The organism is Mycobacterium liflandii, assembly GCF_022354805.1.
Taxonomy (GTDB): Bacteria; Actinomycetota; Actinomycetes; order Mycobacteriales; family Mycobacteriaceae; genus Mycobacterium; species Mycobacterium marinum.
Genome location: NZ_CP023138.1, coordinates 4,678,080 through 4,704,686 on the forward strand (window position 1 = coordinate 4,678,080; position 26,607 = coordinate 4,704,686).

Sequence of the window (26,607 nt, forward strand, 5' to 3'; positions counted from 1 at the left end):
GGAGCCCTGGGGCCTGACCGGCCGACTGCCCGCCGCCGTGCTCACCCTGGACCAACAGTCCGAACGCGTATGGCATCAGCTGCAAAGCCTGGCCACTGACCTGGGCCGCAATCTGCTCCTGGAGCAGCTGCACTATCGCCACGAACTGCTGTACTACAAAGTGCTGACCGAGCACCTGGTCGAGCTCATGCTGGTGGTGTACACGCCCACCGTCGGAGAGGCCATCCAACGCTTCTCGGATGAATACCGTGGTCAACGGGGATTGTTTCTGAGCATCGATGAGCCCGATGAGATCGCTGCTGCCTTCGAAACGTTCGGTCTGGGTCCCGACGACGTCGACCTGATCGTCTGCACCGACGCCGAAGCCATCCTTGGCATCGGAGACTGGGGCGTCGGGGGCATCCAGATCGCGGTGGGCAAGTTGGCCCTGTACACCGCGGGCGGCGGCATCGACCCTCGCCGCAGTCTGGCGGTGTCACTCGATGTCGGTACCGACAACGAACAGCTATTGCAGGACCCGTTCTATCTGGGTAATCGCCATGCCCGGCGCCGCGGCGAGGAATACGACCAGTTCATCAAGCGCTACATCGAGATCGCCCACCGGCTGTTCCCCCGCGCGATGCTGCACTTCGAGGACTTCGGGCCGACCAACGCGCGGATGATCCTGCGGACATACGGTGCGGACTACTGCGTGTTCAACGATGACGTACAGGGCACCGGCGCGGTGGTGGTGGCGGCCATTGACGGCGGATCCCATGTCACCGGAGTCCCGGTGCGCGACAACACGGTGATTGTCTTCAGCGCCGGTACCGCCGGGGTTGGAGTCGCCGACCAGATCCGTGACGCGATGGTCGCCGATGGCGCCACCGTCGAGCAGGCAACGTCGCAGATCTGGGCCGTCGATAAACAAGGCCTGTTGTTCGACGACATGGCTGACCTGCGCGAGTTCCAGGTGCCCTACGCCAAGAACCGGGCCCGGCTAGGCGTCGGCGCCTCGGATCGGGTGGGCCTGGTCGACGCGATCAAGCTCGCCGCACTGACCGTCCTGCTCGGATCCTCGACCGTCTCCGGCGCATTCAACCAAGAGGTGATCGAGGCGATGATGCAATCGTGCGATCGCCCGATGATCTTTCCGCTGTCCAATCCGACCTCGCGGATGGAGGCCATGCCCGCCGACGTGCTGGCGTGGTCGGGAGGAAAGGCGTTGGTTACCAGCGGCACCCCGGTCGCACCCGTCGAATACCACGACATCGCCTACACGATCGGCCAGGCCAACAACGTGCTGGTGTTCCCCGGCATAGGGCTGGGCGTGATCGTGGCCGGGGCCCGGTTGTTGACCCAGGGCATGCTGCGAGCGGCAGCGAAAGCCCCTGCGCACCAGGCGAGTCCGACAACGACCGGGGATTCCCTGCTGCCGGATGTCCAGGACCTGCGGGGGATTTCGAGAACGGTCGCGGCGGCCGTGTACCAAAGCAGCCGTCGCAGACAACGTGGCCACCAGAATCCATGCTGACGTAGGTCAGGCCATTCGCGAAACCATGTGGCTGCCCGAATACGACTAGTGTCGGCGATCGCGCTACCGCTCCAGACCCGCCCCGCAGCCGTGAACCGGCACGAGCCAGCAGCCAAGCCCACTCGACGCGCATGCCGGGCCCTGCCGTCCGAACAGGCGGAATACCCGCATGCCTTATAGTAGAGCCATGCAACAGGCCGCACAGCTGAGCTTTGTCCTCACGCGCTGCCCCGCCGTGGACTGTTGTTGTTGCTGTTGATTCCTGACGCGTTCTGACTGTCCAGTAATCGTCGCCTCTGTCGCCTCATGGATTGTGACGCAAGCTGACCAAAGTCTTCAGGAAGACCAATCCCGCTATGACTGTGTTATCCGTACCCAACCGCAAAGCCCGGGCGGACCGGACACCGCGCTACCACCATCTGATCAGCCCGGCCGCCGCGCGAGTGGCGGTAAAGCCGGGCAACGGCGTTGTCCGGCAGGACATCTCAGCGTTTCCCGCCGTTAACCCGCGCACTTGTACCGGCCCGGACGTCGGCGAACTCGACCAGCCCACCACCGCTTCCGGCTCCGCTTTCTCGGACCAACCACGGGCGCCAATCCCCCTGAGCCTCAGCGGCACTGGCCGCGTCGGGCGCCCCGGTACCGAGGCGGCCGCCGGCGCCACGCACCGACTCCCAGTTTGGCCAACGACTCCTGCTCCCACCACAACCGAGTTCGACCGCATCCGGGTGGCCGCCGCGGGCGGCGCCGACACCGATGGAGACTGCCAATGACCATCGCAGAAAACATCACCCAGCTGATTGGGGGTACGCCGCTGGTCCGGCTGCGGCGGGTCACCGACGGCGCAGCGGCCGATGTCGTCGCCAAACTGGAATCGTTCAATCCAGCCGGAAGCATCAAAGACCGCATCGGGGTCGCGATGATCGATGCGGCCGAGAAAGCCGGTCTGATCAAACCCGACACCATCATCCTCGAACCGACCAGCGGCAACACCGGCATCGCGCTGGCCATGGTGTCCGCCGCACGCGGCTACAAGTGCGTGCTGACGATGCCGGACACGATGAGCATCGAGCGGCGCATGCTGTTGCGCGCCTACGGCGCCGAGCTCGTCCTCACCCCCGGCGCGGAGGGCATGGCGGGCGCCATCGCCAAAGCCGAGGAGCTGGCCAAGACCGACGACCGATACTTCATCCCCCAGCAATTCGAAAATCCGGCGAATCCGGCGGTCCACGCCGTCACGACCGCAGAAGAAGTGTGGCGCGACACCGACGGCAAGGTCGACATCTTCGTATCCGGAGTCGGGACGGGCGGCACAATCACCGGAGTTGCCCAGGTCATCAAGCAGCGCAGGCCTTCGGCCCAGTTTGTTGCCGTGGAACCGGCGGCGTCCCCGGTGCTGTCCGGTGGACAGAAGGGACCGCACCCGATCCAGGGCATCGGTGCGGGATTCGTGCCCCCGGTGCTCGACCTCGCCCTGGTCGACGAGGTGATAACCGTCGGCAACGACGATGCCCTCGAGCTGGCCCGACGGATGGCAACCGAAGAAGGACTGCTGGTCGGCATCTCGTCGGGCGCGGCCGTGTGGGCGGCGCGCGAGCTAGCCCACCGGCCGGAGAACGCCGGGAAACTCATCGTCGTCGTCCTACCCGACTTTGGCGAGCGATATCTGAGCACGGTGTTGTTCGCGGATCTGAGCGAGTGACCATGCTGACCCAGATACGACGCGACATCCAGGCCGCCAGACAGCGTGATCCGGCCCGGCCCACCACGCTGGAGGTCATCTTCTGCTACCCGGGCGTGCACGCGGTGTGGGGACACCGGATCAGCCACTGGTTGTGGCGTCGTAACGCCCGTCTGGTGGCGCGCGCGCTGGGCGAGATCAATCGCATCCTGACCGGTGTCGATATCCACCCCGGGGCCGTACTCGGTGGCGGGCTGTTCATCGATCACGCGACCGGGGTTGTCATCGGTGAGACCGCAGAGGTGGGCGACGACGTCACGCTGTACCACGGTGTCACCCTCGGCGGCACCGGCACCGACGTCGGCAAACGCCATCCCACTCTCGGCGACCGGGTGATCATCGGCGCGGGCGCCAAGATCCTGGGCCCGATCAAGATCGGCGACGACAGCCGCGTCGGCGCCAACTCCGTCGTCGTCAAAGAAGTCCCGTCGAGTGCGGTGGTGGTGGGGGTGCCCGGACAGGTCATCAGCCGCCAGGGGCCGTCTGGAGACGACGACTCGCTACTACCCGATCTGGTGGGGGTCAGCCTGCAGTCGCTGCTGACCAGGATGGCCAGGTTGGAGGCGCAGGTCGACGACCGCCCGCCCAACGCGCGGGTGATCCGGCCGCCGGAGGCCGGGGTGTGGCACGGCGAAGACTTCTCGATCTGAGGATTGGCCGATGAGCACCACTTTGATAGCCGCCTCCGCGATCGTCGCGGCCCTGACCGGGGCATCGGCGATCGGGCTGACGGTCAATCGCCGCGCGGGAGTGTTGCGTGAAACCGGCCCCTCGACCGACCGCGCGCACCAGGACACCTCGGATCTTGGCCTATCTGAAACCAGGCCCACCGTCATGCACTTCAGCGCCAATTGGTGTGGCCCCTGCGCCGCGGTGCGCCGCGTGGTCGATCAGGTATGCGAGGAGCTACCCGATGTGGCACACGTGGAGGTCGACATCGACGCGAATCCGGTCGCGGCGAAACGGCTGTCTGTGCTCTCCTTACCCACTACCTTCATCTTCGACACCGACGGGCGGCAGCGATACCGCACCGCGGGTGTCCCGAAGGTAGCTGACCTGCGGGCAACGCTGATCCCCTTGCTCACCTAACCGCCACCACCGGACAGGAGCGGCCAGATGCCCAGCCATCCAAGTCAAGTGGATGTACGAGGCCCGCGATTTGCCGCGTGGATCACCACGATGGTCCTGATCCTCACCCTGGTCGTCTCCATCTCCAGCACCCGGGCCGCAGCGGTGATCCTGGGCGTCCAGACCATGGTCTTCGCCGTCACCGCGCTGCGGGGTCCACGCCGCAGCCCCTATGGATTCCTGTTCGCCAAACTCGCCGCTGCGCGACTTGGACCGGCGCGGGAACTCGAGCCGGTGCCGCCACTGCGGTTCGCCCAATTGGTCGGACTGGTTTTCGCCGCCGCCGGCGTCGTCGGCTTTGCCCTCGGGGTACCGCTGTGGGGCGTCGTCGCGACCTCGTTGGCGTTGTTCGCGGCCTTCCTCAACGCGGCATTCGGTATCTGCCTGGGCTGCCAGCCCTACCCACTGGTCGCCCGCCTTCGCCGGGCACCCATTGCCTGAGCGGTGATTATCGCAGCGGGTTAACGGGTAGCGGCGATGTCCGCGGAATGCCGATCAATCGATCAAGCGACCCGTCTAACTATCTTGGCTCCCCCGGGAGGACTCGAACCTCCAACCCTTCGGTTAACAGCCGAATGCTCTGCCAATTGAGCTACAGGGGACTAACCGGTCCATGCGAACGGTGGTGCAGATCGCGGAACGACTCTAGCGTACTGGTAGACCTGCGCCCAACTATCAGAGGGACCAGATACCCACCCGATCGTCGTTTTTTCGGCGCCGCGCACCCGGCTGGAGGGATCGGGCAAGCGCACCGCCGTGCCCGTGAGGCAGGATAGAAGCAACCGCACCGTTAGTCGGAGGGACCGCATTGATCGGGTATGTCGCCCTGCTGGGACTGGGTTACGTGTTGGGCGCGAAGGCCGGGCGCCGCCGTTACGAGCAGATCGCCGGCACCTATCGCGCGCTTACCGGCAGCCCCGCCGCCAAAACGGTGATCGACGCCGGACGCCGCAAGATCGCCAACCGCGTCTCCCCCGATTCCGGGTTCGTCACGTTGACCGAGATCGACACGCAAACGGTCGTCGTTGAACGCCAACCCAAGGCCGCACCCTGACCTGACGCCCCGTCTCACGCGGTGAGGTCATCGCCGCTGGCCTGTTCCAACAGGCTGCGTCGATAGGCCTCCATAGCGACCAGGTCGCCAAACAGCGCGTGATACTCGTCGCCTTGTTCAATCGGTGACATCCGCTGGAGCTTGGATTTCACCTCGGCGATCTGCCGGCCCATCCAGACCTCCTGCAGCCGGGCCAGGACACCACCGATGTAGCGGGGCAGTTTCTCCTCATCAACCTGGATCGTCTCTACCGTCAATTCACTGATCAGCCCTGAGGTCAACGGTGAAGTGGCCTGTTGGCGCACCATGTCCATCCATTGCGCCCCGGTGACCCCGGTCGCCGTGCCGCCCGCCGCGTCAATGGCTGCTCGCACCGCGGCGTACCCGGGGTGGGTGAAACTCTCGACGGTCAGGGTGTCGAAGACCGGCCCGGCCAGCGCCGGGTATTGCAGCGCCGATTTGAGCGCCTCACGCTGCGGCCACAGCGTCGGATCACGCGGGTCGGGGCGAGCGGCGGCCGGCTCGGCAGAGCCCGTGTCAGTGGACTCGTGAGCGACGCGACGAGGTGTCTTGGTCGCGGCACCACCCCGGTTCGGTCTGGTGGCGTTCTTCGCTTCGCCACGCACCCGGTCGATGACTTGAGCCACATCGTCCCAACCGACCCAACCGGCCAACTGCCGGGCGTACTCGTCGCGCAGCGTGGGGTCTTTGATCTGACCCACCATCGGTACGCAGCGGCGTAACGCGCCCACCCGGCCCTCGGCGCTCTCCAGGTCCGACTCGGCGAGGGCGGTGCGGATCGCGAACTCGAACAACGGGGTCCGTCGGGCCACCAAGTCACGCAGGGCGGTATCGCCCGAGGCCAACCGCAGGTCACAAGGGTCCATCCCGTCCGGGGCGACCGCGACAAAGGACTGACCGGCCAAATTCTGTTCACCGTCGAAGGCCTTGAGCGCGGCGGCACGGCCCGCTTCGTCACCGTCGAAGACATAGATCAGCTCGCCCCGAAAGAAGCTGTCGTCCATCATCAGCCGGCGCAGCATCGCCAAGTGCTCGTCGCCGAACGCGGTGCCGCAGGATGCCACAGCCGTGGTGACACCGGCCAGATGCATGGCCATCACGTCGGTGTAGCCCTCGACCACCACGGCCTGATGCCCCCTGGCGATATCGCGCTTGGCCAGGTCGATTCCGAACAGCACCGAGGACTTCTTGTACAACAGCGTCTCGGGGGTGTTGACGTACTTGGCGTCCATCGGGTCGTCATCGAACAACCTCCGCGCCCCGAACCCGATCACCTCACCGGCCGAGGAGCGGATGGGCCACAGCAGGCGCCGGTGAAACCGGTCGATCGGGCCACGTCGCCCCTGCCGGGACAACCCGGCCGCCTCCAGTTCCTTGAACTCAAAGCCCTTGCGCTGCAAATGCTTTGTCAAAGAGTTCCACCCCGACGGCGCAAAGCCGCAGCCGAAGTGGTGGGCGGCCGCAGCGTCAAAACTGCGCCCGGTCAGGTACTTACGGGCCAGTGCCGCCTCGGGGGACTCGAGGGCCTCGGCGTAAAACGCCGCGGCGGCCGCATTGGCGGCAATCAGCCTGCTGCGGCTGCCGCGATCACGCTGCACACTGGTGGCCGCGCCGGTGTAGCTGATCGTGTGACCGATCCGGTCGGCGAGCAGTTCCACCGCCTCGACGAAGCTGACGTGTTCGATCTTCTGCACGAACGCGTACACGTCGCCGCCCTCACCGCAGCCGAAGCAATGGAAGTGGCCGTGATTGGGTCGCACATGAAACGACGGCGACTTTTCGTTGTGAAACGGGCACAGACCCTTGAGTGAGTCGGCGCCGGCGCGTCGGAGCTGGACGTAGTCGCCGACGACATCCTCGATGCGGGCGCCTTCGCGGATGGCGGCGATGTCACGATCAGAAATCCGGGACCGGCCTCCCGAACCGGGACGACCCGCATCTCTAGTACCCGCCGGACCCGACATCGGCTCAGTCTAAAGCGTGCACAGCTACGCCATCAGGCCGCTTACCCGACCCTCCCATCGCCCAGCTGCGCGGCGTCGATACGTTCCAAGCGGCCCTCGGTGTAGGAGGCGATCTGATCGACGACGACCCGCATCCGAGCGCCGTCGTCCCCGGCGGCATTGAATGCCGCGGCAAAGATCGGATCGAGCGTGCGCGGCGCCCCCGCATACAGCAGCTGCGCCACCCGGTGGATTCGTTCGCGTTGCCGGGCCTGAGTCTCGAGATGCCGCGGATCGGACATGATGAACTGCAGCGCCAGTATTTTCAGCACCGCGACCTCGGCTCGCACCAACTCGGGCACGTGCAGATCCGCCTGGTAACGCACCAGCGGCCCCGGCCCGGCCGCGGCCCGGGTAGTCGCGATCGCGGCGGACGCGAACCGGCCCACCAGCTCGCTGGTCAACTGCTTCAGCGCGACCGAGGCCGCTAACATCGCGTCGTACTTGCCTACCGCCGCGACGACGGGAAGCCCCGACAGCCGACCGGCAGCCTCCATCAATTCGTCGGCACTGACCCGCGAGAATTCGCTCTCCCCCAGCTTGGCCAGCGCCGCCGCCTCGTCATGGTCGGCAAGCACCCGCAGATCGATGCGTTCGGAGACGACACCGTCCTCGACGTCGTGCACCGAATAGGCGACATCATCGGCCCAGTCCATCACCTGGGCTTCCAGGCACGGCCGGCGCTGCGGTGCCCCCTGCCGAACCCAAAGCGCTGGTTGCAGATCTTGGTCGTAGAAACCGAACTTGCGCCGCGCGCGGCCACGTGGCCAGGGATATTTGGTGACCGCGTCCAGTGCTGCCCGGGTCAGGTTCAGACCCACGCTAAGGCCGTGTTCATCAAGAACTTTCGGCTCGAGGCTGGTCAGAATGCGGAAGTTTTGCGCGTTTCCCTCAAAGCCACCGCATCCGGTGGCGACTTCGTCCAGCGCCCGTTCACCGTTGTGCCCGTAGGGCGGGTGCCCGATGTCGTGGGCCAGACCCGCCAATTCGACCAGGTCCAAGTCGCAGCCCAGGCCGATCGCCATGCCCCGCCCGATCTGGGCCACTTCCAGTGAGTGGGTCAACCGGGTGCGGGGCGTATCGCCTTCGCGCGGTCCGACGACCTGGGTCTTGTCGGCAAGCCTGCGCAGCGCAGCACAGTGCAACACTCGAGCGCAGTCGCGGGCGAAGTCGGTGCGATGTTGACCTTCGGTGCCCGGCAGACCCGCGGTCTTGGGCGCTTCGACCACGCGCCTTTGGCGGTCGAAGTCGCCATACGGCTCCTGCTGCTTTGTGCTCACCGCCCCACAGTCTGCCAGGCAGATCGCCGCCGGAACCCACGGCCGGCGCTCGCGCCGACACTGTTTGCCTCCGGCGGCGAATCGCCCGGACATGCAAAGCCTTGCTCCGATGAGACTGTGTGCTCGCCAGGCTAAATTAGGCTATGCGCATCCCCCGCCTACTTGGCGTGATCTTGATGATCTTCACCACCGGGCTGCTGTTGGCGCCGCCTTCCGGCGCACAACCGCCATTCCGGCTGGCGAGCTATGTCACCGACAACGCTGACGCGCTCACCAGTTCGGGTCGCGCGAAGGTGACAACCGCCGTCAACCAGCTCTACACCGAGCTACATGTGCGGCTCTGGGTGGTCTACGTCGACGATTTCTCCGGGCAGAGCGCCACGAACTGGGCGCAGCGCACCATGCAAACCAGCGAGCTGGGTGACTACGACGCGATACTGGCCGTGGCCACCGTCACCCGCTCCTACGCGTTCCTGGTGCCGTCCACCGTGGACGGGATCACCTCCAGCCAGGTCGAAAGTCTGCGCCGCAACAAGATCGAGCCCAAACTGCGCGACGGCGACTGGGCCGGCGCTGCCGTCGCCGCGGCGGACGGACTCAACAAATCGCCACGCCCGTCCGGCGGAATACCGCTGCTCGTCGTCCTGAGCGTCCTCGCCGTAGCCGTCGCGATCTTCTGGATTGTGATGCGCTACCGCGCAAGCCGGCGGCGCACCAACGCACTGGCTGCGGCACGGCGGGTCGACCCCACCGATGCCCGGGCTCTCGCCGCGGTGCCGTTGGACGTCCTCGACGAACTGTCCCGGTCAATGGTGGTCGATGTCGACAACGCCGTGCGCACCAGTTCCAATGAGCTCGCCGTGGCGATCGACGAGTTCGGCGAACAACGGACCGCGCCGTTTTCCCAGGCGGTACGCAACGCCAAAGCTGCGCTATCCCAAGCGTTTAGCGTGCGTCAGCAGCTTGACGACAGCACCCCGAGACACCCGCGCAGCGGCGTGACCTACTAACCCGGGTGATCGTTTCGGCCGCCAACGCCGACCGCGAACTGGAGTCCCAGACCGAAGCCTTCGAAAAGCTGCGTGACTTGGTGATCAACGCACCGGCCCGGCTGGACCTGCTCACCCAGCAATACATCGAACTCACCACCCGCATTGCCCCGACCGAACAGCGACTGGTCGAGCTGCACGACGAGTTCGGGGCCACCGCGCTGAGTTCGATCTCAGCCAATGTCACCTCCGCCCACGAACTGCTGGCTTTCGCCGATAGCAACATCAGCTCGGCACGTGAGTTGTCCGCAAAGGCAGTCAGCGGCCAACAGACGGGTTTGGTGGATGCGGTACGTGCCGCCGAGTCCGCGCTCGGTCAGGCTCGTTCGCTGCTCGACGCGGTGGACAGCGCGGCCGGCGACATCAGACATGCGGTTGCCACCATGCCGTCGGTGCTGGCTGACATTCAGGCGGGCATCCAGCACGCCAACGAGCAATTGCAGAAGTCACCGGCCAACAAATCGGCCTACGCAGCAGAGCTGATCGCGGCCCGCGATGCGGCCGCTCGGGCCGTCGATAACGCTCGCGTCACCGGCGCCGCGGATCCACTGAGTGCATTTGCCCAGCTCACCACGGCAGACGCCGATCTCGATCGACTCCTGGCCGCCATCGCCCAGGAGCAGGCAAACGCCGAACACCTCAGACGTTCACTCGAACAGGCACTGTTCACGGCCGAGTCGCGGATACGCGCGGTCTCGGACTACATCGATACCCGTCGCGGCAGTATCGGGCCGGAAGCCAGGACCCGGCTGGCCGAGGCCGGACGTCGACTCGACGCCGCACAGAGCTACCGATCGACCAATCCGACCGAAGCGATCGCCCAGGCCAACGCGGCCTCGACGCTGGCCGCGAACGCGCAATCGCTGGCCAATTCCGACGTGCAGGCCGCCCAGCGCGCCTACACGCGCCAGGGCGGCAGCAATACCGGCGCAGTCCTTGGCGGCATCATCATCGGCGACCTCCTCAGCGGAGGTATGCGCGGTGGTTTCGGCGGGTGGAGCCCCACCTCGTTCGGCGGCTCCTCGGGCTCGTCCGGCGACTCATCCGGCGGCGGCTTCCTGGGCGGCGGCGGGCGGTTCTAGCGCCCACGCCCCCAGCCAACGCAACCGTCTCGACCGTCTCGGCGTGTTGCGGACAACGGGAACAATTAGGCACAGGGAACATCAGGCACAAAAATGTGCACGTCCACGTGCGGGCACCGGGTACCCGTACATGGACGTGCACATTTTCGGTAGGGCGGGCGCACCGGCCAGCGGTGCGCCGCCGCGAACCGAAACTTCTCCAGACCTATCAGGCCCAGCTGGAACCGACGGCGCTGTCCGTTTGCGCCATGTTGTTGCCGGCGGCCTGAACCTTCTGGCCGTGCGAGTTGGCCTGCTCGTAGATCACCTGGAAGTTGCGACCCAACTGGGTGATGAACTCCTGGCAAGCCACCGAACCGGCGCCACCCCAGAAGTCGCCGGCGGCCAGCACATCGCGAACGATGGCCTGGTGCTCGGCCTCCAACGAAGCGGCCTGTGCGCGGATGAGGGCGCCGTGGGCGTCGACATCGCCGAACTGGTAGTTAATTGTCATTGAACCTGTTCTCCTTAGCTTGTAAAAGTGTTTGGCTGCAACAGCTTTCGCTGCGGTGGACGTTAGCCGCGGAGGACCTGCTGCGAGGCCTGCTCTTGCTGCTCGTAGTTGTTCGCGTCGCGAACGAGACCGTCACGCACGCCGTGCAGCATGTTGACGATGTTGCGGAAAGCGGTGTTCATCTGACCCATGGTGTCCAGCGAGGTTGCCGAAGCCATACCGCTCCAGCCCGCGCCGGCGATGTTCTGCGAGGACGCCCACATCTTGCGGGCCTCGTCCTCAACCGTCTGGGCGTGCATTTCGAAACGGCCCGCCATGTCCCGCATAGCGTGCGGGTCGGTCATAAAGCGTGTTGCCATCTTGCCTGTCTCCTAATTCTCTCGACTCAGTTACCTGGGATTACTCATGCAGATTGATTGTTGGTATTGCCAACTGCGGGATCCCCAAGCCGCCAATCAATCGTGAAGGAATGACTGTCTTCCCCCTCTCTCTCAACCGGCCGCCGGCGAATTCGGTATCACGCTGCTGGTACGGGGCATCTCGAAATGAGGTTCGGCATTTGCTGCCTCCCACTCCCTCCATTCCGCCCACTCGTCCCACTCGTCGGTACCGGCAGCTGCCGCATCCACGTTTACTTCGACCACGGCCTCGGCGCCCTCTTCAGGCTCCGGCGCCCAATGGTCGTAGTCATCCGGCGGAACGGCCGTACCCCAGCTGAGCGGAACCGACAAGCCGCAGAGCAGCCCCGACTCACCCCGTTTAGCCGCCACAGCATCAGGTGGCAAGGGCGGACCAAGAGGCAATAGCACGCTGTCCCCTTCCAGTGCCGATCTCAAGACCCCAACTCTCAATGGCGAAATACAAACCACCAAGCACCCGCATCGTAAGCCAATATCGCGGGCCATATGCCCCGATTGATCGAATTTTCTGGGGGCCCAGACGGACGCCGCTCGATGTGCGACTTGCACAGCGAACGGCTCACGACGGTCTGGCCGGCGCCGGCTCGACCTGCGCCTCGACCAGCGCCGCGTGGGCCCCATGCCGCTCGGCTGCGATGGCGGTGGGCTTCCTTTGGCATAGGCAAATATTCAGCGACTAACAGATGCCGCTGGGGACGCCACGCACCGGTCCGGACTCCTGCGTGGGCGTCGTCTGGGGATAAGGCACCCGATACGGAAGCCCTTCGTTGAGAAATCCCAACACCGCATTCGGTACGCAGTTGATCAGCTTCGGCAGTTGTTTGGCCGGATGGTCGAGGTTGGGCGGCGAGGGGTTGGGCGGGACAGCGAAATTGAATGCAGAAGTCATGTCCCCGGTCACGCTGGCCCGCCATGGGGTCAGGTTGGGAACCGGCACCCCGAATCGCTTGCCGATCAGCTGCAGCTGCGAGGTGTGGTCGAACCGCTCGTGAGCCAGCAGCCCGCCGCGGCTGTAGGGAGAAATGACAAAGCAAGGCACTCGATAGCCCAGCCCAATCGGCCCGCGGATACCGCCGGACCCTTCGACCGTGTTGATGTCGACCGTTGGGGGGATCCATTCACCGGGCGTACCCTCCGGCGGCGTCGGCGGCGTCACGTGGTCGAAAAAGCCGCCGTGTTCGTCGTAGGCAATGATCAGCGCGGTCTTCTCCCACACGGCCGGGTTTCGCAGCAAGGCCCGGATCAGGTTGACGATGGTGACCGCACCGACCGCGACCGGGAACGAGGGATGCTCGGACTCGACGGTCAGGGGGACGACCCACGACACCTGCGGCAACCGGTTGTTCATGATGTCGAGCACAAAGTCGGCGGGATAACGCGGTGCAATGCCGTAGCGGGCCAGATCCGACCGCGGGTCTCCCGCCTGCTTGAAGCTGCCCACATATCCGTTGCGGCTCAGCGATGTGTCGTTGAGCCCGCCGAGTAACTTGCTGTTGTAGACCTTCCAGCTGACACCGGCATCGCTGAGATTCTCTGGCATCAGACGCCAGCTGAATGTCAACTTCGGCTGAATAGTCGGCTCGACGATTTGAGGGCCGCCTTTGTCACCGTCAGGATTGACGGTTCCACTGATCCAGTACAGCCGATTGGGCATTGTCCCGCCCAACAGCGACGAGTGGCACTGGTCGCATATCGTGAAGGTGTCGGCGAGCAGGTAATGGATGGGTATGTCCGGGCGTGCGTAATAACCCATTACCACCGGTGTATTGGCTTGCGACCGCGTCCTGGCCTGCGCGGCCAACCAGCCGTCGTTGCCGCCCCCATTCCAAGACAGGTGGGCGGCGATCCACTGGTGATCGGGATCGTTGACGCACTCGCCAACTCCGTTGGGACCCCGGGTCGTATCGATGCGGTAGGGCACCGTGGTACCGGCCGGATCGACCGATTGCGTCCGCGGGTCCCAACCCTTCTGCTGAAACAACGACGTTGGGGTGTCGAACCCGTCCACACTCGAGAGCGAGCCGAAATAGTGGTCAAAAGACCGGTTTTCCTGAAGACACAACACGATGTGCTCAATATCGGTCAGATGTCCGGAGCACGGACCGGCCGCATAAGCCTTTTCAATCACCTGAGCGGCCCAGTCTGTCAGGGCTCCGGCGTTGTTGATTAGCAGGCTTGTGAGCTGGGGAATTGTGGATTGAGGAGGTCTAGGCGGCGGTTGGCGGTCAAAGCGGTGATCCGGCAGGCTTCGGCGATGTTGTCGGCGCCGTTGAGGCGGTGCAGATTGATCGCGGTGTTGCGTAGCGTTGCTAGGACCTGTGCGCCGTTTCCGGTATGTGCCCTTTGACGGTCTTCGTCGAAGGTGACGTCGGGTATCCAGTGCAGGCTGTTCTCGATTCCCCAGTGTTGACGCATCCAGGTCATGATCGCGGTAGGGCGGGCGTGCTCGAACGGCAGGCTGCAGATGGCATAGACCACCTCCACGCTGCGCTGGTCGGTGGCGGTGATCAAGCGTTCACGAGTGATCCGGATGATTTGTTTTGCGTAGGGGAAGCCGATTCCTCGTGCAGCGGTGATGATTTGCAGGGTGCGGGTCTCGACACGGCCGTGGCCGCGGGAGTCGTCGGTAGCGGCTGCGGGCACCTCGGCCCAGGGCAGCGCGGTGATACGCGCAAGTATTTTGGCTTGGTTGGACTTGACGATCATCAGGTAGTGCGACTTCAAGGTGGCGCAGATCAACTTCGCGGTGACGACCTGGGTATGCATCGCATCCACGGTGACCAGCCACCGCAAGCTACCCGGCAGCAGCGTGAGCAGGGCACGTACGCAGGGAATTTCATTGCTTTTCTCGGCGACAGCGAGTTGACCGAGCACCAATCGGGCACGGTGGGCGAACACCGACACGAGATGCGTGGCTGTCGCTTTGGCGCGTAAAGCACCACGCAGCATCTTGCCGTCCAACGCGATCGGCACCAATCCACTGGGGTCGCTGCTGGCCACGTGTGCAGTGAAGTAACTGCCCATCCTGGCGTTGAGGTCGGCGGGGTCTAGCCGAGACAAAACAGCGCGGAAGGTCTTCTCACTGGGCCGCCGGAACCGGACCCCTAATTGGGCCAACACATCATCGGGAGCGGTGGCCGCCCATGTGGCAAAACCAGCATAGCCGCGCATCCCCGCGGCAGTGGCCAGAACCGCGATCGCCAACAAAGCCATCAGCGAATACCTCCGACCGCGTGAGTCCCTCGGGTCCGGCACCGAGACCAACACATCGAGAAACTCCGATCCGATGAGCTCGCTGCGCTCACCAGGACTCCAGCGGTCGAACACCTCTGGAACCGACGACACAGGCAATACTGAAACGGTAGGCACGGGCAACTCCAGACCAACGACGAACAGTAACCAACTCGATCGTTCTCCAGATAGCCCGTGCCTACACTCCGGCCCCAATAGCGCGGCACCAAAGATCATCAACCCAGTTCACAAGCCTGCTAATCAACAACGCCGGAGCCCTGCCCAGTCTGTGAGAAAAGCGCCAACCCCGGTGGCCTTAGCCATAAATTCTCGACGTGACATTCCGGCGAACGCGTCTCGGCTCACCATGCGCACTCCTTGGCGTGTCGTGGGTCACCTTATGTTGAGGACGCCCAGAGGCGACAAATGCCGACCGGCGTGTCATCCGGGGATTGTTGCCATGTCCAATAGCGCGCGTATGCGTGAACCGGGCCCAACCGTTGTATGGCGCCGCAATCTTGCGCGCGTGTTATCCCCGCCGCCGCTGTGGAAATGACGGGTTCTCGCGAATCGCCCCTGCCGCATAAGCATTTTCAGACATCGGACCGACCGATGACGCGACTGCGCCGGTAGCGGCTAATTCCATTGTCCGCCAATCGAATCCACAGAACTTCGCCGGATCACGCCGACCAGGGCGAACCCGCAGCGCACCATCAGGACGCGCCGGGTGTCGTCGGTACCGCGATCCCCTCAGTGCGCTCTGGTCACACACACAATCCGCTGGGAATCCCACGCACCGGGGTGCTTTCCTGGCCGGGCATCGACTGAGGATAGGGCACTCGATATGGGATGGCAGGGCAAGTTCCATCCGAGGTTCCCAGCACCACGTTCGGGATACATTGCGGGAGTTTTGGCACCGCCGCCAGAAGCGGGTGACTCAAATTGGGCCGCGACGGATTTGGCGGGGTTGCGAATTTGCTGATCAACTTCAGCTGCGAGGTGTGATCGAAGATGTCATGGACCATCAAGCCCCCGCGGCTGAACGGCGACACAACAATGCAGGGCACTCGGAAGCCCAGCCCCAGCGGTCCGCGGATTCCTCCCGACCCCGGGACTGAATTGATGTCCGGCACCGTTACCCATTCCCCGCGCGTCCCGGGGGGCGCAGTCGGCGGGGTCACGTGATCGAAAAAGCCACCATTCTCGTCATAACTGATGATCAGGGCCGTCTTCTCCCACACCGCGGGATTGGACAGCAGGATCCGCAGCGCCGTCACCATGGCCACAGCGCCCAGCGCGACCGGAAGTGCGGGATGTTCGGACTGCAGGAAGTTCGGCACCAACCAAGAAACCTTCGGCAGTCTGTTGGCCTTGACATCGGCGGCGAAGTCCACCGGGTAGCCCGGCGCGATGCCGTACCTGGCCAGGTTCGACCGCGGATCACCGGACTGCTTGAAAGCCTGGACCAGGCCATTGTTGCTGATCGGGGTATTGATGACGCGCCCCGCGTCTTTGTTCTGGTACACCTTCCAACTCACGCCGGCGTCTTCGAGGTTCTCCGGCATGATGCGCCAGCTGTATTGATGCAGCGGCAGAAAGCCGGGTTCTACGAGCTGAGGCCCTCCGTTGGTGCCAGCCGGGTCATTCCAGGCGCTCATCCAGTACAGCCTGTTGGGCAAAGTGCCGGTCAACAGCGAGCAGTGGTAGCCGTCGCAGATTGTGAACGTATCTGCCAGCAAATGGTGGATCGGTATGTCTTGGCGCGTGTAGTAGCCCATTGTCATCGGGACGTACGGCCCCGTGCGGGTATTCGCCTGAGCGGGCAACCAGTTGTCGTTGGCGCCGCCGTTCCACGAGAGATGTATTGCGGTCCATTGGTGCTCCGGGTCGTTGACACACTCGCCGTCCAAGAAAGGGCCGCGGGTGGTGTCGAGCCGGAACGGAATGGTGGTCCCTGCTGGGTCCAGCGCCTGCGTCCTGGGATTCCAACCTTTTTGCTGAAACGTCGGCGATGGGTCGCTAAAACCCCGAATGCTGGAGAGGGTGCCGAAGTAATGGTCAAATGACCGGTTCTCCTGCATCAACAGCACGATGTGCTCGATGTCAGTCAGCTGACCTGAGCAGGGCCCGGCCCCATATGCCTTTTCGATGACCGGCCCCGCATAGTCCATCAGCAATGCCGCGGCACCAGCGCCCGTCATCTTGGCGATGAACTCCCGGCGCGACATTCCTCGGAACGGGTTTCCGCTCACCTAATCTGCCTCCCTGAAAACACTCCAGATCACGGTATAGTTACGGAGGCGATCAACAGCGGCACGCCGACCGGCGTGTCGTTCTGGGTTTTGGTTACCGATAACAATATCCGCCGTTCGCTTCGGCAGCACAATGCGGCGGGTTTTGACAGATTTCGGGCAACTCACGGGTCGCCTGAATTGCATTCAAATGCCGCCAAAACCACCGCCGGGGTCGCGCCGTCGATCATCGGCAACCAGCTACCAACAACCGCAAGGCCCGGCGATCCTTCGAAGGATGACGGAGTTGATCCCCCGAGCGCAGGCCGGCGGGCCACGGTGGCATCGGCGCCCGCGGGCCGCTCGGCGCAGCGATAGCCACTAACTGCGGAACGACATTTTTTAAAAGGCGTCACGACAAAAATTTATCTAGTCTCACATTCCTAATCGATCCCTCATAGAGCTATTTCTCAACCCACCCCCGGCCCCACCAACACAGCGTTTCCCCTGTTCAGGGGTCTCTCATCCACATGAGTATCGACAAAATAGAGCAACTAGGATCTTATTCTCAAGCCAGAAAAGATTCGCGGCTCGAGTAATCCGGTCGTGATCGGAAAATCGATCATCGATAAGGGTTTCGTACAGGGCTCCGGCGTTGTTGATTAGCAGGCTTGTGAGCTGGGTTGATGATCTTTGGTGCCGCGCTATTGGGGCCGGAGTGTAGGCACGGGCTCTCTGGAGAACGATCGAGTTGGTTACTGTTCGTCGTTGGTCTGGAGTTGCCCGTGCCTACCGTTTCAGTATTGCCTGTGTCGTCGGTTCCAGAGGTGTTCGACCGCTGGAGTCCTGGTGAGCGTAGCGAGCTCATCGGATCGGAGTTTCTCGATGTGTTGGTCTCGGTGCCGGACCCGAGGGACCCACGCGGTCGGAGGTATTCGCTGATGGCTTTGTTGGCGATCGCGGTTCTGGCCACTGCCGCGGGGATGCGCGGCTATGCTGGTTTTGCCACATGGGCGGCCACCGCTCCCGATGATGTGTTGGCCTAATTAGGGGTCCGGTTCCGGCGGCCCAGTGAGAAGACCTTCCGCGCTGTTTTGTCTCGGCTAGACCCCGCCGACCTCAACGCCAGGATGGGCAGTTACTTCACTGCACACGTGGCCAGCAGCGACCCCAGTGGATTGGTGCCGATCGCGTTGGACGGCAAGATGCTGCGTGGTGCCTTTACGCGCCAAAGCGACAGCCACGCATTTCGTGTCGGTGTTCGCCCACCGTGCCCGATTGGTGCTCGGTCAACTCGCTGTCGCCGAGAAAAGCAATGAAATTCCCTGCGTACGTGCCCTGCTCACGCTGCTGCCGGGTAGCTTGCGGTGGCTGGTCACCGTGGATGCGATGCATACCCAGGTCGTCACCGCGAAGTTGATCTGCGCCACCTTGAAGTCGCACTACCTGATGATCGTCAAGTCCAACCAAGCCAAAATACTTGCGCGTATCACCGCGCTGCCCTGGGCCGAGGTGCCCGCAGCCGCTACCGACGACTCCCGCGGCCACGGCCGTGTCGAGACCCGCACCCTGCAAATCATCACCGCTGCACGAGGAATCGGCTTCCCCTACGCAAAACAAATCATCCGGATCACTCGTGAACGCTTGATCACCGCCACCGACCAGCGCAGCGTGGAGGTGGTCTATGCCATCTGCAGCCTGCCGTTCGAGCACGCCCGCCCTACCGCGATCATGACCTGGATGCGTCAACACTGGGGAATCGAGAACAGCCTGCACTGGATACGCGACGTCACCTTCGACGAAGACCGTCAAAGGGCACATACCGGAAACGGCGCACAGGTCCTAGCAACGCTACGCAACACCGCGATCAATCTGCACCGCCTCAACGGCGCCGACAACATCGCCGAAGCCTGCCGGATCACCGCTTTGACCGCCAACCGCCGCCTAGACCTCCTCAATCCACAATTCCCCAGCTCACAAGCCTGCTAATCAACAACGCCGGAGCCCTGGGGGTAGTCCATTGGTAGTCCATGCGGAACCGCAATCCGGGTTGGGGCTCGGTGAATTGTTCGGCTGACGCAGCGGCGACAGAGCGGCGCGCATGTTGCCGCACTTGATGAGCGGACGAATTCATCTCCGATATGGCCGTCGCCCAGGCGGCGAATCAAACTCATAGCACAGTGAATTCACAGCTAGTCCGGGCAGTTGTCGGCTGAGTAGGCAGCTGCGATGAGATGGTCCCGTGATGCAGCCATACCCGTTGAACTGCGCATATCCGTAATTCATCAGCGGCGCTTTGCGCAACGGCGAGATTTTTGCTGTGATTTACATTACGATCCGCCAGTAGGTTCCTGTGCGTGTTGGGGGTCGCTGTGGTTGGTTGGTTGGTTGTCGGAGCCGTTAGTGCGGCTGATTGGTTGGGGGTTGTGATGATTTTGGACTTTGCGTGGTTGCCGCCGGAGATCAATTCGGCGCGGATTTTCTCGGGTGCGGGTTCTGGGCCGTTGCATATGGCTGCGGCGGCGTGGCAGGGGCTGGCTGCGGATTTGGCGGCGTCGGCGGCGTCGTTTAACTCGGTGATTTGGTCGTTGGCGTCGGGGCCGTGGTCGGGTCCGGCGTCGGTGTCGATGGCGGCTGCGGCGGCGCCGTATGTGGGGTGGTTGGATGCGGCGGCCGGGCAGGCGGCGGCTGCTGCGAGTCAGGCTCGGGTGGCGGCGACGGCGTTTGAGACGGCGTTGTCGGCCACGGTGCATCCGGCGGCGGTGACGGCCAATCGGACGTCGTTGGTGTCGTTGATTACGACGAATTTCTTGGGTCAGAACACGCCGGCGATTGCGGCTACTGAGTTCGACTATGTGGAGATGTGGGCTCAGGATGTGGGCGCGATGGTTGGTTATGACGCGGGGGCGACTTCGGTGGCCGCGGCGTTGACGCCGTTTAGCATTCCGCCGTTGGATTTGGCGGGCCTGGCGGCGGGGATCAATGCGCAGGTTGCTGGGGTGGCTACGGCGATGACGGCGGCGATTTCCCCGGCAGCGGAGGGTGCGATCGCTAGGCTGCCCGGTGTGGTGGCGGGAGTGCAGTCGGCGGCCGCGGCGGTGCCGTTGCAGTCAGTCATGCAAGTTGCGCAGATTGGGATGTACCCGGCCAGCATGATGATGTCGCCGATGATGCAGCTGCTGAATTCGGCGAATTCGGCGGGCTTGGCCGGCGCTCAGGCGGCGGGGTTCGCCGCTGCTGACATGCCCAAGATGGTGGATGCCGTCAGCCCGATGAAGGGCCTCGGTGGTGCGGGTCTGGGTGCGGGGATGGCCGCGGATTTGGGTAAGGCCCGGTTGGTGGGTGCGATGTCGGTGCCGCCGACCTGGGAGGGGTCGATTCCGAAGGGGTTGTCGACGTCTGCGATGGCCGGGTTGGGCGCGATGCCCGCTGGGATGGCGGAGGCGGGCCGGGCTCCGATGGGGATGATGCCGATGCCGATGGGTATGGGTGGTGCCGGGGCGGGTATGCCTGGCGGGATGTTGGGTCGTGGGGGCGCGAGTCCGCACGTGGTGCAGTCGCGGCCGAGTGTGGTGCCGCGGATCGGTGTCGGATAAGCGGGGGGTGATTCAGGGCTCCGGCGTTGTTGATTAGCAGGCTTGTGAACTGGGTTGATGATCTTTGGTGCCGCGCTATTGGGGCCTGAGTGTAGGCACGGGCTATCTGGAGAACGATCGAGTTGGTTACTGTTCGTCGTTGGTCTGGAGTTGCCCGTGCCTACCGTTTCAGTATTGCCTGTGTCGTCGGTTCCAGAGGTGTTCGACCGCTGGAGTCCTGGTGAGCGCAGCGAGCTCATCGGATCGGAGTTTCTCGATGTGTTGGCCTCGGTGCCAGACCCGAGGGACCCACGCGGTCGGAGGTATTCGCTGATGGCTTTGTTGGCGATCGCGGTTCTGGCCACTGCCGCGGGGATGCGCGGCTATGCTGGTTTTGCCACATGGGCGGCCACCGCTCCCGATGATGTGTTGGCCCAATTAGGGGTCCGGTTCCGGCGGCCCAGTGAGAAGACCTTCCGCGCTGTTTTGTCTCGGCTAGACCCCGCCGACCTCAACGCCAGGATGGGCAGTTACTTCACTGCACACGTGGCCAGCAGCGACCCCAGTGGATTGGTGCCGATCGCGTTGGACGGCAAGATGCTGCGTGGTGCTTTACGCGCCAAAGCGACAGCCACGCATCTCGTGTCGGTGTTCGCCCACCGTGCCCGATTGGTGCTCGGTCAACTCGCTGTCGCCGAGAAAAGCAATGAAATTCCCTGCGTACGTGCCCTGCTCACGCTGCTGCCGGGTAGCTTGCGGTGGCTGGTCACCGTGGATGCGATGCATACCCAGGTCGTCACCGCGAAGTTGATCTGCGCCACCTTGAAGTCGCACTACCTGATGATCGTCAAGTCCAACCAAGCCAAAATACTTGCGCGTATCACCGCGCTGCCCTGGGCCGAGGTGCCCGCAGCCGCTACCGACGACTCCCGCGGCCACGGCCGTGTCGAGACCCGCACCCTGCAAATCATCACCGCTGCACGAGGAATCGGCTTCCCCTACGCAAAACAAATCATCCGGATCACTCGTGAACGCTTGATCACCGCCACCGACCAGCGCAGCGTGGAGGTGGTCTATGCCATCTGCAGCCTGCCGTTCGAGCACGCCCGCCCTACCGCGATCATGACCTGGATGCGTCAACACTGGGGAATCGAGAACAGCCTGCACTGGATACCCGACGTCACCTTCGACGAAGACCATCAAAGGGCACATACCGGAAACGGCGCACAGGTCCTAGCAACGCTACGCAACACCGCGATCAATCTGCACCGCCTCAACGGCGCCGACAACATCGCCGAAGCCTGCCGGATCACCGCTTTGACCGCCAACCGCCGCCTAGACCTCCTCAATCCACAATTCCCCAGCTCACAAGCCTGCTAATCAACAACGCCGGAGCCCTGGGGGGTGATTGGTCGGGGTTTCGGGTTTGCGGTATTTGGTCGGGTCTGAATGTCTTTTGGGAAAGGGGAATAGGCAGTGACTACTCGGTTTATGACTGACCCGCATGCGATGCGGGACATGGCGGGTCGTTTTGAGATGCATGCGCAGACGGTCGAGGATGAGGCCCGCAAGATGTGGGCGTCGTCGCAGAACATCGCCGGCGCGGGCTGGAGCGGTATGGCGTCGGCGACTTCGCTGGACACCGTGGGTCAGATGAACACGGCCTTCCGCAACATTGTGAACATGCTGCATGGGGTGCGTGACGGGTTGGTTCGCGACGCGAACAACTACGAGCAGCAAGAGCAGGCTTCGCAGCAGGTTTTGGGTAGCTAGGAGGGGTTGGGGCGATGACGATCAATTACCAGTTCGGTGATGTGGATGCCCATGGGGCGCTGATTCGGGCTCAGGCGGCGGCGTTGGAGGCTGAGCATCAGGCGATTGTGCGTGATGTGTTGGCCGCTGGGGATTTCTGGGGTGGCGCCGGGTCGGTGGCGTGCCAGGAGTTCATCTCGCAGTTGGGCCGTAATTTCCAGGTGATCTACCAGCAGGCCAATGCCCACGGTCAGAAGGTGCAGGCTGCCGGTAACAACATGGCCAGCACCGACTCCGCGGTGGGTTCGAGCTGGGCATAGCTGGCCAACCAGTCGGCGATCAGGGGCGCGGGTGACACGCAGGCGAGCTGCAGCACCCGCGCCGCTGCCCTATCAAGACCAGCACTTCGCACCAAATTCGTTGCACTGCAATAGGTTCAAGTTCCTCCGAGCTTGACGCACCGGTGCGCGCCCGCCCGGTGAATTGATGGTCGGGGCCCTTCACGGGGCCAAAACCTAGTCAGATGTGGCCCATCCCGCTGGTCATGAGGAATACGCCGAGCACGGCGATGACGAGGCCAACAAGCTGCTGCCGTCGGGCTTTGACGTAGCTATGTAGCGAGGACATGATTCGGCCGGTGCTCGCTGGCGCGGCCAATTGGCTGGCCAGTGGAAGCTCGATGAAGGCCAGCGCGATAACGGTGTAGATCCCGGCCGCACTGACTTGGGTACCTGCGGCAGCACCGGATGCCAGAATCGCGGTGAGCGCCGCCAAGAATCTGAAATCGATCAGCATTGCCGCCCCGAGAAGGAACGCCATCCGCAGCGGGCGCGCCTCTAGCGCAAACTGGGCGCGCATCGACAAGCGTGCGAACGTGGTCGATGTCAGGACCTGCCAGTGGGATGAATTGCTGCCTGGCACGCCGAATTGCGCGCGTTGGCGCGGTGAAATACCGACCGCAAGTCCCGCGATCAGCAGTGCCAGCACGCCCATTGCGATCTGAATATGCCCGGCCGCCGAGCTGGCTGTGGCATGTTGAACTCGCTGCATGGTTTCCAGCGTGAACTCGCGCAGTCCAAACAGGACACCTAGCGCCAGCGTGACGCAAGTGGTGATGCCGCCCAGCGAGAACGCGATCAGCTGGCCCAGGGGGCGAGGGCGCGATGACAGCAGGACGCTGATCCCGAGCCGCACCGGGTCGGCTGTCGCCACAAGAGCAGGGCTCCGGCGTTGTTGATTAGCAGGCTTGTGAGCTGGGTTGATGATCTTTGGTGCCGCGCTATTGGGGCCGGAGTGTAGGCACGGGCTATCTGGAGAACGATCGAGTTGGTTACTGTTCGTCGTTGGTCTGGAGTTGCCCGTGCCTACCGTTTCAGTATTGCCTGTGTCGTCGGTTCCAGAGGTGTTCGACCGCTGGAGTCCTGGTGAGCGTAGCGAGGTCATCGGATCGGAGTTTCTCGATGTGTTGGTCTCGGTGCTAGACCCGAGGGACCCACGCGGTCGGAGGTATTCGCTGATGGCTTTGTTGGCGATCGCGGTTCTGGCCACTGCCGCGGGGATGCGCGGCTATGCTGGTTTTGCTACATGGGCGGCCACCGCTCCCGATGATGTGTTGGCCTAATTAGGGGTCCGGTTCCGGCGGCCCAGTGAGAAGACCTTCCGCGCTGTTTTGTCTCGGCTAGACCCCGCCGACCTCAACGCCAGGATGGGCAGTTACTTCACTGCACACGTGGCCAGCAGCGACCCCAGTGGATTGGTGCCGATCGCGTTGGACGGCAAGATGCTGCGTGGTGCCTTTACGCGCCAAAGCGACAGCCACGCATCTCGTGTCGGTGTTCGCCCACCGTGCCCGATTGGTGCTCGGTCAACTCGCTGTCGCCGAGAAAAGCAATGAAATTCCCTGCGTACGTGCCCTGCTCACGCTGCTGCCGGGTAGCTTGCGGTGGCTGGTCACCGTGGATGCGATGCATACCCAGGTCGTCACCGCGAAGTTGATCTGCGCCACCTTGAAGTCGCACTACCTGATGATCGTCAAGTCCAACCAAGCCAAAATACTTGCGCGTATCACCGCGCTGCCCTGGGCCGAGGTGCCCGCAGCCGCTACCGACGACTCCCGCGGCCACGGCCGTGTCGAGACCCGCACCCTGCAAATCATCACCGCTGCACGAGGAATCGGCTTCCCCTACGCAAAACAAATCATCCGGATCACTCGTGAACGTTTGATCACCGCCACCGACCAGCGCAGCGTGGAGGTGGTCTATGCCATCTGCAGCCTGCCGTTCGAGCACGCCCGCCCTACCGCGATCATGACCTGGATGCGTCAACACTGGGGAATCGAGAACAGCCTGCACTGGATACGCGACGTCACCTTCGACGAAGACCGTCAAAGGGCACATACCGGAAACGGCGCACAGGTCCTAGCAACGCTACGCAACACCGCGATCAATCTGCACCGCCTCAACGGCGCCGACAACATCACCGAAGCCTGCCGGATCACCGCTTTGACCGCCAACCGCCGCCTAGACCTCCTCAATCCACAATTCCCCAGCTCACAAGCCTGCTAATCAACAACGCCGGAGCCCTGGCCACAAGAGCTAACACCAGCACCGTGCACCACATGGGAACGGACGCTACAACGACCGCGTGGGTTACGAAACCCCAGGGCTCCGGCGTTGTTGATTAGCAGGCTTGTGAGCTGGGTTGATGATCTTTGGTGCCGCGCTATTGGGGCCGGAGTGTAGGCACGGGCTATCTGGAGAACGATCGAGTTGGTTACTGTTCGTCGTTGGTCTGGAGTTGCCCGTGCCTACCGTTTCAGTATTGCCTGTGTCGTCGGTTCCAGAGGTGTTCGACCGCTGGAGTCCTGGTGAGCGCAGCGAGCTCATCGGATCGGAGTTTCTCGATGTGTTGGCTTCGGTGCCAGACCCGGGGGACCCACGCGGTCGGAGGTATTCGCTGATGGCTTTGTTGGCGATCGCGGTTCTGGCCACTGCCGCGGGGATGCGCGGCTATGCTGGTTTTGCCACATGGGCGGCCACCGCTCCCGATGATGTGTTGGCCCAATTAGGGGTCCGGTTCCGGCGGCCCAGTGAGAAGACCTTCCGCGCTGTTTTGTCTCGGCTAGACCCCGCCGACCTCAACGCCAGGATGGGCAGTTACTTCACTGCACACGTGGCCAGCAGCGACCCCAGTGGATTGGTGCCGATCGCGTTGGACGGCAAGATGCTGCGTGGTGCCTTTACGCGCCAAAGCGACAGCCACGCATCTCGTGTCGGTGTTCGCCCACCGTGCCCGATTGGTGCTCGGTCAACTCGCTGTCGCCGAGAAAAGCAATGAAATTCCCTGCGTACGTGCCCTGCTCACGCTGCTGCCGGGTAGCTTGCGGTGGCTGGTCACCGTGGATGCGATGCATACCCAGGTCGTCACCGCGAAGTTGATCTGCGCCACCTTGAAGTCGCACTACCTGATGATCGTCAAGTCCAACCAAGCCAAAATACTTGCGCGTATCACCGCGCTGCCCTGGGCCGAGGTGCCCGCAGCCGCTACCGACGACTCCCGCGGCCACGGCCGTGTCGAGACCCGCACCCTGCAAATCATCACCGCTGCACGAGGAATCGGCTTCCCCTACGCAAAACAAATCATCCGGATCACTCGTGAACGCTTGATCACCGCCACCGACCAGCGCAGCGTGGAGGTGGTCTATGCCATCTGCAGCCTGCCGTTCGAGCACGCCCGCCCTACCGCGATCATGACCTGGATGCGTCAACACTGGGGAATCGAGAACAGCCTGCACTGGATACGCGACGTCACCTTCGACGAAGACCGTCAAAGGGCACATACCGGAAACGGCGCACAGGTCCTAGCAACGCTACGCAACACCGCGATCAATCTGCACCGCCTCAACGGCGCCGACAACATCGCCGAAGCCTGCCGGATCACCGCTTTGACCGCCAACCGCCGCCTAGACCTCCTCAATCCACAATTCCCCAGCTCACAAGCCTACTAATCAACAACGCCGGAGCCCTGGGCACCCAC

At 63.5% G+C, this 26,607-nt stretch carries 19 protein-coding genes, 1 tRNA gene and 5 pseudogenes; 14 read left to right on the forward strand and 11 right to left on the reverse strand.

Translation table 11 applies throughout. The features are described from left to right. Positions 1-10 precede the first annotated feature (10 nt). Positions 11-1,562: pseudogene (locus tag CKW46_RS20830) on the forward strand (NAD-dependent malic enzyme); the annotation flags it as partial. A 436-nt stretch (positions 1,563-1,998) separates the two neighbouring features. On the opposite strand, the gene CKW46_RS20835 reads toward CKW46_RS20830, so the two are convergent. Beyond that, positions 1,999-2,283: a hypothetical protein gene (locus CKW46_RS20835; RefSeq protein ID WP_231991160.1), complete on the reverse strand. Its 285-nt coding sequence runs from the start codon at positions 2,281-2,283 to the stop codon at positions 1,999-2,001. Between CKW46_RS20835 and cysK the strand changes: the two genes are divergently transcribed. The 4 genes from cysK to CKW46_RS20855 are packed head-to-tail and all read left to right on the forward strand — an operon-like array spanning position 2,283 to position 4,823. After that, on the forward strand, positions 2,283-3,215 hold the full coding sequence (gene cysK, locus CKW46_RS20840) for a cysteine synthase A (RefSeq protein WP_012395269.1): 933 nt from the start codon (positions 2,283-2,285) through the stop codon (positions 3,213-3,215). The genes CKW46_RS20835 and cysK overlap by 1 nt on opposite strands. Positions 3,216-3,217: 2 nt before the next feature. After that, positions 3,218-3,904, forward strand: a complete 687-nt coding sequence (gene cysE / locus CKW46_RS20845) for a serine O-acetyltransferase (RefSeq protein WP_117435637.1) — start codon at positions 3,218-3,220, stop codon at positions 3,902-3,904. Between the two features lie 10 nt (positions 3,905-3,914). Then, complete coding sequence (locus CKW46_RS20850; protein ID WP_015356455.1) at positions 3,915-4,343, forward strand: thioredoxin family protein; 429 nt, start codon at positions 3,915-3,917, stop codon at positions 4,341-4,343. A gap of 27 nt (positions 4,344-4,370) precedes the next feature. Next, on the forward strand, positions 4,371-4,823 hold the full coding sequence (locus CKW46_RS20855) for a DUF4395 domain-containing protein (RefSeq protein ID WP_015356456.1): 453 nt from the start codon (positions 4,371-4,373) through the stop codon (positions 4,821-4,823). Between the two features lie 85 nt (positions 4,824-4,908). Here the strand turns inward: CKW46_RS20855 and CKW46_RS20860 are convergent. Continuing rightward, positions 4,909-4,984 (reverse strand) — tRNA-Asn (locus CKW46_RS20860). Between the two features lie 206 nt (positions 4,985-5,190). On the opposite strand from CKW46_RS20860, the gene CKW46_RS20865 reads away from it, so the two are divergent. Further along, complete coding sequence (locus CKW46_RS20865) at positions 5,191-5,436, forward strand: hypothetical protein (protein ID WP_011739606.1); 246 nt, start codon at positions 5,191-5,193, stop codon at positions 5,434-5,436. A gap of 14 nt (positions 5,437-5,450) precedes the next feature. Here the strand turns inward: CKW46_RS20865 and dnaG are convergent, their stop codons facing one another. Both dnaG and CKW46_RS20875 read right to left on the reverse strand, forming a co-directional pair. Continuing rightward, positions 5,451-7,421 carry a DNA primase gene (gene dnaG, locus CKW46_RS20870; protein WP_482052341.1) on the reverse strand — a complete coding sequence of 657 codons (1,971 nt, stop codon included), beginning with the start codon at positions 7,419-7,421 and terminating at the stop codon, positions 5,451-5,453. 41 nt (positions 7,422-7,462) lie between these two features. Next, positions 7,463-8,740: a deoxyguanosinetriphosphate triphosphohydrolase gene (locus tag CKW46_RS20875; protein WP_117435638.1), complete on the reverse strand. Its 1,278-nt coding sequence runs from the start codon at positions 8,738-8,740 to the stop codon at positions 7,463-7,465. Between the two features lie 143 nt (positions 8,741-8,883). Here CKW46_RS20875 and CKW46_RS20880 point away from each other — a divergent pair. Continuing rightward, positions 8,884-10,871: pseudogene (locus CKW46_RS20880) on the forward strand (TPM domain-containing protein). 208 nt (positions 10,872-11,079) lie between these two features. Here CKW46_RS20880 and CKW46_RS20885 read toward each other — a convergent pair. The 6 genes from CKW46_RS20885 to CKW46_RS20910 form a co-directional block, all read right to left on the reverse strand. After that, complete coding sequence (locus CKW46_RS20885) at positions 11,080-11,364, reverse strand: WXG100 family type VII secretion target (protein ID WP_011740938.1); 285 nt, start codon at positions 11,362-11,364, stop codon at positions 11,080-11,082. A 62-nt stretch (positions 11,365-11,426) separates the two neighbouring features. Then, the gene (gene esxM, locus CKW46_RS20890) at positions 11,427-11,723 is read right to left on the reverse strand and encodes a type VII secretion system effector EsxM (protein WP_011739602.1); all 297 of its coding nucleotides are present in this window, start codon (positions 11,721-11,723) and stop codon (positions 11,427-11,429) included. Positions 11,724-11,855: 132 nt separating this feature from the next. After that, on the reverse strand, positions 11,856-12,107 hold the full coding sequence (locus CKW46_RS20895; RefSeq protein WP_041300479.1) for a hypothetical protein: 252 nt from the start codon (positions 12,105-12,107) through the stop codon (positions 11,856-11,858). Positions 12,108-12,459: 352 nt separating this feature from the next. Next, positions 12,460-13,974 carry a phospholipase C gene (locus tag CKW46_RS20900; protein WP_482053453.1) on the reverse strand — a complete coding sequence of 505 codons (1,515 nt, stop codon included), beginning with the start codon at positions 13,972-13,974 and terminating at the stop codon, positions 12,460-12,462. Further along, entirely contained in the window at positions 13,950-15,152 is a 1,203-nt protein-coding gene (locus tag CKW46_RS20905) for an ISAs1-like element IS2404/ISMul1 family transposase (RefSeq protein ID WP_482053454.1), read from the reverse strand. The genes CKW46_RS20900 and CKW46_RS20905 overlap by 25 nt, the downstream gene beginning before the upstream one ends. A 626-nt stretch (positions 15,153-15,778) precedes the next feature. After that, complete coding sequence (locus CKW46_RS20910; protein WP_482052343.1) at positions 15,779-17,266, reverse strand: phospholipase C; 1,488 nt, start codon at positions 17,264-17,266, stop codon at positions 15,779-15,781. Positions 17,267-18,030: 764 nt separating this feature from the next. Between CKW46_RS20910 and CKW46_RS20915 the strand changes: the two are divergent. From CKW46_RS20915 to CKW46_RS20935, 5 genes and pseudogenes are all read left to right on the forward strand, one after another. Then, positions 18,031-19,234: pseudogene (locus tag CKW46_RS20915) on the forward strand (ISAs1-like element IS2404/ISMul1 family transposase). A gap of 440 nt (positions 19,235-19,674) precedes the next feature. After that, on the forward strand, positions 19,675-20,841 hold the full coding sequence (locus CKW46_RS20920; RefSeq protein ID WP_482052344.1) for a PPE family protein: 1,167 nt from the start codon (positions 19,675-19,677) through the stop codon (positions 20,839-20,841). Positions 20,842-20,997: 156 nt separating this feature from the next. After that, complete coding sequence (locus CKW46_RS20925; protein WP_499019315.1) at positions 20,998-22,200, forward strand: ISAs1-like element IS2404/ISMul1 family transposase; 1,203 nt, start codon at positions 20,998-21,000, stop codon at positions 22,198-22,200. A 96-nt stretch (positions 22,201-22,296) separates the two neighbouring features. Then, complete coding sequence (esxM, locus tag CKW46_RS20930; RefSeq protein WP_161964922.1) at positions 22,297-22,593, forward strand: type VII secretion system effector EsxM; 297 nt, start codon at positions 22,297-22,299, stop codon at positions 22,591-22,593. 14 nt (positions 22,594-22,607) lie between these two features. Further along, a complete protein-coding gene (locus CKW46_RS20935; RefSeq protein WP_012395280.1) occupies positions 22,608-22,892 on the forward strand; it encodes a WXG100 family type VII secretion target in 285 nt (94 codons plus the stop codon). Positions 22,893-23,091: 199 nt separating this feature from the next. Here the strand turns inward: CKW46_RS20935 and CKW46_RS20940 are convergent, their stop codons facing one another. Beyond that, positions 23,092-23,784: a GAP family protein gene (locus tag CKW46_RS20940; protein ID WP_482052345.1), complete on the reverse strand. Its 693-nt coding sequence runs from the start codon at positions 23,782-23,784 to the stop codon at positions 23,092-23,094. Positions 23,785-23,932: 148 nt separating this feature from the next. Between CKW46_RS20940 and CKW46_RS20945 the strand changes: the two are divergent. After that, positions 23,933-25,136: pseudogene (locus CKW46_RS20945) on the forward strand (ISAs1-like element IS2404/ISMul1 family transposase). A 238-nt stretch (positions 25,137-25,374) separates the two neighbouring features. Continuing rightward, positions 25,375-26,578, forward strand: a pseudogene (locus CKW46_RS20950) (ISAs1-like element IS2404/ISMul1 family transposase). Positions 26,579-26,607 lie beyond the last annotated feature (29 nt).

Coding starts and splice junctions, on each gene's coding strand:
- cysE (WP_117435637.1), top strand. CDS start 3,218: ATGCTGACCCAGATACGACGCGACATCCAGGCCGCCAGACAGCGTGAT.
- esxM (WP_011739602.1), bottom strand. CDS start 11,723: ATGGCAACACGCTTTATGACCGACCCGCACGCTATGCGGGACATGGCG.
- dnaG (WP_482052341.1), bottom strand. CDS start 7,421: ATGTCGGGTCCGGCGGGTACTAGAGATGCGGGTCGTCCCGGTTCGGGA.
- CKW46_RS20855 (WP_015356456.1), top strand. CDS start 4,371: ATGCCCAGCCATCCAAGTCAAGTGGATGTACGAGGCCCGCGATTTGCC.
- CKW46_RS20920 (WP_482052344.1), top strand. CDS start 19,675: ATGATTTTGGACTTTGCGTGGTTGCCGCCGGAGATCAATTCGGCGCGG.
- cysK (WP_012395269.1), top strand. CDS start 2,283: ATGACCATCGCAGAAAACATCACCCAGCTGATTGGGGGTACGCCGCTG.
- CKW46_RS20850 (WP_015356455.1), top strand. CDS start 3,915: ATGAGCACCACTTTGATAGCCGCCTCCGCGATCGTCGCGGCCCTGACC.
- CKW46_RS20885 (WP_011740938.1), bottom strand. CDS start 11,364: ATGACAATTAACTACCAGTTCGGCGATGTCGACGCCCACGGCGCCCTC.
- CKW46_RS20935 (WP_012395280.1), top strand. CDS start 22,608: ATGACGATCAATTACCAGTTCGGTGATGTGGATGCCCATGGGGCGCTG.